This window comes from Clostridium sartagoforme AAU1, assembly GCF_000401215.1.
GTDB lineage: Bacteria > Bacillota > Clostridia > Clostridiales > Clostridiaceae > Clostridium > Clostridium sartagoforme.
Map to the genome: position 1 here is coordinate 1 of NZ_ASRV01000121.1, position 7,228 is coordinate 7,228.

At 26.1% G+C, this 7,228-nt stretch carries 5 protein-coding genes and 3 pseudogenes; 4 read left to right on the forward strand and 4 right to left on the reverse strand.

Features of this window, described 5'->3' with window-relative positions; genetic code table 11:
• Positions 1-7 precede the first annotated feature (7 nt).
• From A500_RS09250 to gloA, 3 genes and pseudogenes are all read right to left on the reverse strand, one after another.
• Positions 8-445: a hypothetical protein gene (locus A500_RS09250; protein ID WP_016207316.1), complete on the reverse strand. Its 438-nt coding sequence runs from the start codon at positions 443-445 to the stop codon at positions 8-10.
• A gap of 199 nt (positions 446-644) precedes the next feature.
• Positions 645-1,582 (reverse strand): annotated as a pseudogene (locus A500_RS09255) (L-lactate dehydrogenase).
• Positions 1,583-1,843: 261 nt separating this feature from the next.
• Positions 1,844-2,227 carry a lactoylglutathione lyase gene (gene gloA / locus A500_RS09260; RefSeq protein WP_016207318.1) on the reverse strand — a complete coding sequence of 128 codons (384 nt, stop codon included), beginning with the start codon at positions 2,225-2,227 and terminating at the stop codon, positions 1,844-1,846.
• A 185-nt stretch (positions 2,228-2,412) separates the two neighbouring features.
• Here gloA and A500_RS09265 point away from each other — a divergent pair, with 185 nt between their 5' ends.
• Positions 2,413-3,069, forward strand: coding sequence for a hypothetical protein (locus A500_RS09265; RefSeq protein ID WP_016207319.1), 657 nt, complete (start codon positions 2,413-2,415; stop codon positions 3,067-3,069).
• Between the two features lie 365 nt (positions 3,070-3,434).
• Here the strand turns inward: A500_RS09265 and A500_RS09270 are convergent.
• Positions 3,435-5,389, reverse strand: a pseudogene (locus A500_RS09270) (GTP-binding protein).
• A gap of 305 nt (positions 5,390-5,694) precedes the next feature.
• On the opposite strand from A500_RS09270, the gene A500_RS21210 reads away from it, so the two are divergent.
• The 3 genes and pseudogenes from A500_RS21210 (at position 5,695) to A500_RS21220 (ending at position 7,202) form a co-directional block, all read left to right on the forward strand.
• Positions 5,695-6,651, forward strand: a complete 957-nt coding sequence (locus A500_RS21210) for an ATP-binding cassette domain-containing protein (RefSeq protein ID WP_051993142.1) — start codon at positions 5,695-5,697, stop codon at positions 6,649-6,651.
• Positions 6,651-6,923: pseudogene (locus tag A500_RS21215) on the forward strand (ATP-binding cassette domain-containing protein); the annotation flags it as partial. The gene A500_RS21210 and the pseudogene A500_RS21215, both read left to right, overlap by 1 nt.
• 78 nt (positions 6,924-7,001) lie before the next feature.
• Positions 7,002-7,202 carry a hypothetical protein gene (locus A500_RS21220; RefSeq protein WP_051993144.1) on the forward strand — a complete coding sequence of 67 codons (201 nt, stop codon included), beginning with the start codon at positions 7,002-7,004 and terminating at the stop codon, positions 7,200-7,202.
• The last annotated feature ends 26 nt before the right edge of the window (positions 7,203-7,228 follow it).

The window sequence follows — 7,228 nt, forward strand, 5'->3', positions numbered from 1 at the left end:
TATATTTTTATTTTAAGCAATCTAGCTCTTGTATCTTTTTTAATAATTTATTATTATCATAACTCACTAAATCATTTATATAATAATCTTGCTTTTTAAATAATGATCTTCCCCACTTTAAGGAAGCTTGTATTTTTTTTATGTTTAAAACACTATTATTTTCATTGAATTTTAATTCTATGTCTTGCGCTAGTAATTCTTCTATTTTTTCATCTCTTTGTACTATTTTTAACTTATATTCATTTATGGATTCTTTTAGTGTATCTTGAGCTTCTTCATAGGTTTTTAATGATACATCTATACCATTAATGGTCGTATTAAAAAATAAGTGATTGATAAAAAATATTGATATAAGTAAATAAATAAATGTAATTGATGCAGCCGTAATAATACTGTATCCTATTATTTTGTTTTTAAGAAAGTCTTGTATATTAATATTTTTCATGTTTATGTATTCCCCTTATTATACCAATTAAAATTAAAGATAACTTCTTTTTATATTATGATTTGTCTTTTACTTTTAAAACTTAATTTTGTTAAATTGTTCATGCAAATAATATATTTTATGATAAAAATTAAAAAGTGCCAACTAAGTTGACACTTCTCAATGAGTTGTAATTTATATTAATATTAAACTTATAATTCTAGTTATTATCAATTCTATCAATATATTCTTTCATTATCTTAGCTGATGAAACAAATTTTTCTCTTTCTTCTTTAGATAGTTCTATATTTAATACTTTTTCTACTCCATTTTTCCTACTATTGTTGGGACACTTAAATATGTGTTATTTACTCCTAAATAATTTTCTAATAAAGTAGATACTGATAGTACTGTTTTTTCATCCTTTAAGAAGGCTTCTACTATTCTTGTTAAAACTGCTGCAACTGAGAAGGCAGTAGCTCCCTTCCTATTAATTACTTCATAAGCTGCATTTTTAACATCATCAGCAATAACTTTTTCAGTAGCCTCATCCCATTCAATTTTTAATTGTTCTGAAAAATCTTTTATTGGAATGTTTCCTATTGTAAGTGATGACCATGGAACAAATTCACTATCTCCATGTTCACCTAATACATATCCTTGAACAATTCTTCCATCAATTCCAAAGTACTTTCCAAGTAAACTTCTTAATCTTGTTGTATCTAAAACAGTTCCTGAACCTATAACTCTCTCTTTTGGGAAGCCAGATAACTTATAAGCCATATATGCTAGTATATCCACAGGGTTTGATACAACTAACAATATCGCATTAGGACTTAATTTTGCTATTGTTGGAACAAAGCTTTTAAAAATTTTATAATTCTTATCAACTAAATCTAATCTAGTTTCTCCTGGTTTTTGTGCAACACCAGCTGTTATAATAATTATATCTGAATTCTTAGTATCTTCTAATGATCCTAATGTTACGTTACACGGGCTATTTAGAGAACTACCGTGCATTAAGTCAAGAACCTCGCCTAAAGCCTTTTCTTGATTTATATCATTAATAACTATTTCTCTTGCTACTTCCTTTTGTAGTAAGGCAAAGGCAGTAGTGGCTCCAATTGAACCAGCTCCAATTATTGATATCTTACTCATATATAATACTCCTTTATCCTTTATTTTTATTTTAACTTATTTATATTATAAACTATTTATTTGGTAATTTGTACTCTTTTTAGATAATTTTTATTATTTAATTATCTATTCCAAACAAGTCATTTAATATATACTATTGTTATTTACATAATATTTCCAAGGTCTATATCATATTACCTTTAATATTGCTTTAAATAGTTTATGCATAATACATAAAAATAAATCTAGTAACTTTTGTAAAGTTACTAGATTTTCTTAGTTTTATTTAGCTCTTATTACTTCAATTTTATATCCATCTGGATCAGTTACAAAATAGTATGAAGGTTTTGTTCCTGGAAGTCCTTTAAATGGAGTAACTTCATATCCTAAAGAAATATGTCTTTCTCTCATCTCTTCTAAATCTTCCACTTCAACTGCAATATGACTAAACCCATTTCCTAAATCATATGGTTTTTCTACATCATAATTATAAGTTAATTCTATTTCATATCCACCTTCTTCATTTGATAAATAAACAAGGCTAAATTTATGTTCTGGAAATTCCTTTCTTCTTGTTTCTATTAAATCTAATGCATCTTGGTAAAACTTTAATGACTTTTCTAAGTCTTTAACTCTTATACAAGTGTGTAACATTTTAACTGACATAATTATCCTCCTAACTTTATATTTGTATATATAAATTATATTTATATATTGTAATTTTATCAACTAATTAATTTATATATATCCGATATTTAAAGATTTTACCTTTCAATTTACTTTTTTTTCTTTTTATAATAAAATGAAGTTATATGACTTATTGGGTAAATTTACCTTAGAGGGAGGTTCATATGAAACGAAAAAAATTATTTTCCTTTTTATTTTTATTGCTAATTTCAATAAATTTAGTTTCTTGCAAAACTTTAAGTTCAAATAATAATGTAGATAGTAATATCGGAGAAAAAGTGCCTGAAGATACTACTTCCCCTAAAGATATTGAAGATACATCCAAAGAAAATGTTTCTTCCTTTGAGGCCTTTGGAAAAACATATATATCTACAAAGGACTTATCACTTGTTGAGTATGGCACAAATATTTATGATGATCAGCAATCTCTTCATTATACTGCTGGCGAATATAAAGAAATAGATTTTATAAATGATTTATTATATTCATATTTAAATGAGGATAATTCTGTATATGATTATTTAATTTCATATGATAGTACCTCAGAAAAAGGATATATCACAATTACTGAAAAAGATATGGAAAAATTAAAGAAAGATTTAGAATCATTAAGAAGTCAAATGGAACTTTCTAGCGGACAAGAAATGGTTGTTAGATTGGATAGAGTGACTTATGAAGGAATAGATTCTAAAATAAATTCTGGATATAGTTTTAAGATAAGAGTTGCAATTTCAAGAGTAGGTGCAACAATAGTTCCTTGGAACTTCTTTACTGTAAGTGTTTTTGAAGATGGAAATAAACTTGTGGCTCACTTGTTTTAAATTGCGAAGTAATTTATATAGTTCACAGTGCGAAATTCACAGTTCACAGCTTATAATGAAACTACTTAGTAGTTTATGAATTTTAAGTTATATCAACTATTTGATGGTTAATATAATGATTTCTTAATTCAGCAGATCTGAATTATTTCCACAACTGTGAACTATGCCTTGTAAGTATCTTTTTTAAGACAAACACCTAAAAGTTTTCCTTTGCATTTTCCTAATTTAGCTAAATCTCAAATAAAATTAGGTCAATAAAAAGTTACCATTCCTAATTTATAAAACATCAAGTGATTAATTGTAATAGGGGTTTTCTTATAATATCACATCCTATATTAATTAAAAAAAATTTATACAGATATATATTAAATTTCTTTACTCTCACAATGAATATATTCTTCTACCTTATTCCAAGGAACTACAAACCCCTGCCCTTTTGAGCAAAAAATTGAACTTGATGAATATTCTATATCCGCATTTTTATTGTATCCTATTTTTTCAATTACCTCTTCTGTATTATGACATACATCATATCCATCAAAGACTAAAGTTATATTGCCTTTTCCTTTTGTAAATGTAAGTATTTCTGAACTATAATCCATAAATGTAGCTACTGGTCCTCTTCCTGTTATAGAAACTTTATTTAATTTTGTTTCTGGAGAATCAAACTCTCCATTTAACCTTTGAATATCAGATATAACCTTCCCCATATAATCTAACTCTACATCTATTTTAAACTTATAAAATGGCTCAAGAAGTATATTATTAGCTTTTTCTAACCCTTGCCTTATTGCTCTAAAAGTAGCTTCTCTAAAATCTCCACCTTCAGTATGTTTGTTATGTGCCCTACCTGTTAGTAAAGTTATCTTTATATCTGTAATTGGTGAGCCACTTAAAAGCCCATGATGATTTCTTTCAAAAATATGTGTCTTAATTAAATTTTGATTTCCTGTAGTTAAATCATCCGCATGACATTTATTTTCAAAAGTTATTCCTTCACCTCTTTTGTTTGGCTCTATTTTCAAATGAACTTCAGCATAATGCTTTAATGGTTCAAAATGCCCGTATCCATATGTGTTGTTATCTATAGTTTCCTTGTACATAATTTCACAAGGACCAAATTCTATCTTTAAATTAAATCTATTTAATGCAACTTCTTTAAGTACTTCAAGTTGAATTTTACCCATAATTGAAACTTGAATTTCTTGATGTTTTTCATTCCATATTATATTTAATGCTGGATCTTCATTTTCTAATATTCTAAAATATCCCAAAACTTCTTTTACATTATAAAATTTATCAAAAATAACCTTTGACATTAGTGTTGGAATCATATTGAATCGAATGCTTTCTCTAATTTTTCCTACACCTTCTCCTGGCATTGCTTTAGTAATCCCTGTTATTGCAAAAACATCTCCTGCAGATACTTTTTCAATAGTAGAAAACTTACTACCATTATAAATTCTTATACTACTTACTTTTTCTGTTACTTCTTCAGCTGCTATTCCATAAGTAACTTCATCCCTTACTTTAAGACTCCCACTAATAGCTTTTATAAAAGTAATTCTAGTTCCATTAATATCGTATCGTATTTTATGAACTCTTCCTGAAAACTCACTATCTTCATTATAATTTGTATAAGTAAGTTCATTAAATATGTTCAAAAAATTATCTATTCCTTCATCTTGAAGAGCACTTCCACTTAAACATGGAAATACTTTATTTTCTTTTATAAGGTTTTTAAGCTCGTTAATCCAAATCTCCTCTTCATACTCACCATTTAAATATTTCTCTAAAAGATCTTCATTTCTCTCAGAAATAAATTCTATTAATTCTTCACTCATTCCATTAATAGAATCTATGTAACATGTATCATTAGCTAAATTTTCTTCAATTTCTTCAATAACTTTTTCTAAGTCTGCTCCTGTTCTATCCATCTTATTTATAAAATAAAAGTAGGAATATTATATTTTCTAAGTAAATTCCAAATTGTCTCAGTATGTCCTTGGATTCCTTCTACTCCACTTATAAGTAAAATAGCATAATCTAATATGCTTAATGCTCTTTCCATTTCTGTAGAGAAATCAATATGTCCAGGAGTATCTATAAGATAATAAGTAGAATCTTGAATTGCAAATGTAGCTTGTTCTGAAAATACAGTAATTCCTCTACTTTTTTCAATATCGTGTGTATCTAAAAATGAATTTTTATGATCTACCCTTCCTCTATTTCTTATGCTTTTTGTATGATAAAGTATTTGCTCTGAAAACGTAGTTTTACCGGCATCTACGTGAGCAAGAATTCCTATTGTCTTTTTCATTAAATCACCTTTTCTTAACTACTATATAATTTATTATTAATTATATCATAGAAATATTTGAAATAACTTAAAATAGTGCTATAATGAAAAATGAAAATAATTTTAAGAAAGGTAAAGGTAATTTCAAACATGAGAATGTAATCTACTTTTATAATTTTTAATTCACAATAAAATTTAAGAGCTTTATTAGCCTTTTTTTGTTGTGTAAAAATTTACGGAGAGTGGATTACTGGCTTAAGGTTTATTTGTGTTACCCTTCTATAAAGTCGTATACTCTCTCCTACATTTTAAGGAGGGATTTTTTTATGCATTTAGCATTATTAAATAAAATCAAAAAATATTATGGCGATAAATTAATATTAGATATAGACAAATTCGAAATACTAGATGGAGATAAAATAGGATTAGTTGGTGATAATGGCGCAGGAAAAACTACGCTTTTAAAAATTTTAATCGGTGATGAAATTTCTGATGAAGGAACATGTTACTTAACTAAAAGTTACTCCTATATTAGTCAATTTGGTAATAGTTCAAATGAATGTTCATTTAGCAAAATCAAAAGTATTTTCAATGCTCCAACTGAATATAAGGATTATCTTTCTGGTGGAGAAAAAGTCAAAATGAAAATTGCTAATGCTTTAAGTGAAAATAAGAAACTTATTATTGCCGATGAACCAACTTCAAATTTAGATAGTAATAGTGTTGAAACCCTTGAAGATATGCTAAAAAATTATTCCGGAGCTCTTCTTCTAGTTTCACATGATAGAAATCTATTAGATTCTTTATGTAATACTATTGTTGAAATTAAAGATGGAAAGATAAATATCTACAATGGAAATTATTCTAAGTATATAGAACTTAAGAAAGCAGAAAAAGCAAGGGAAAATACTGAATATAATCAATATATTAATGAAAAAAGAAGACTTGAAGAAGCTATAGTATCAAAAGAAAATATAAGAGATGGTATTAGAAGAACACCTAAAAGAATGGGAAATTCAGAAGCTAGACTTCATAAAATGGGTGGTCAAAAAGGTAAAAAGAAATTAGAAAATAATATAAAAGCTATTCAAAATAGAATCGAGCAATTGGATGTAAAAGAAAAGCCTAAAGAAGATAAAGATATAAAAATCGATGTTATTGAAAATTTAGAGCTTACTTCTAAAAATCCTATTGAAGCAAAAAACTTAACCATTACTATAAGTAATAAAATTCTATTAAATGAATCTAGCTTTAAAATAAAAAAGGTAAAAAAGTTGCTTTAATTGGGAAAAATGGAAGTGGTAAAAGTACTTTACTAAAAGAAATTATCAATAACAATAATGAAAATATAAAAATTTCTAAAAATGTTGTTATTGGATATTTAGATCAGTCTCAAGATATACTTGATCAAGATAAAACAATATTAGATAATATTAAAATTAATTCTTCTTTCAAAGAAAGTTTTATAAGAACAAATTTAGATGGCTTTGGTTTCAAGGGAGATACTGTATTTAAAAAAGTTTCATATTTAAGTGGTGGTGAAATAGTAAGAGTTGCTATTTGTAAGCTTTTACTTTCAGATAACAATATAATAATTCTTGATGAACCAACAAATTATTTAGATATTAAATGTATGCAATCTCTTGAAAATGCTTTGAAAAATACTAATAAAACTCTTTTAATAGTATCACATGATAGAAAATTCATTTCAAATATTTGCGATTATATATTGGAAATAGATAATAATAAAATTATTCAATTTGATGGTAGTTACGATGAATATATAAACTTTAAATCTAAACCAAAAGTTGATAAAGATGAAAAAAGTTCTTAAAGAAAATATATTAATATTAGAAATAA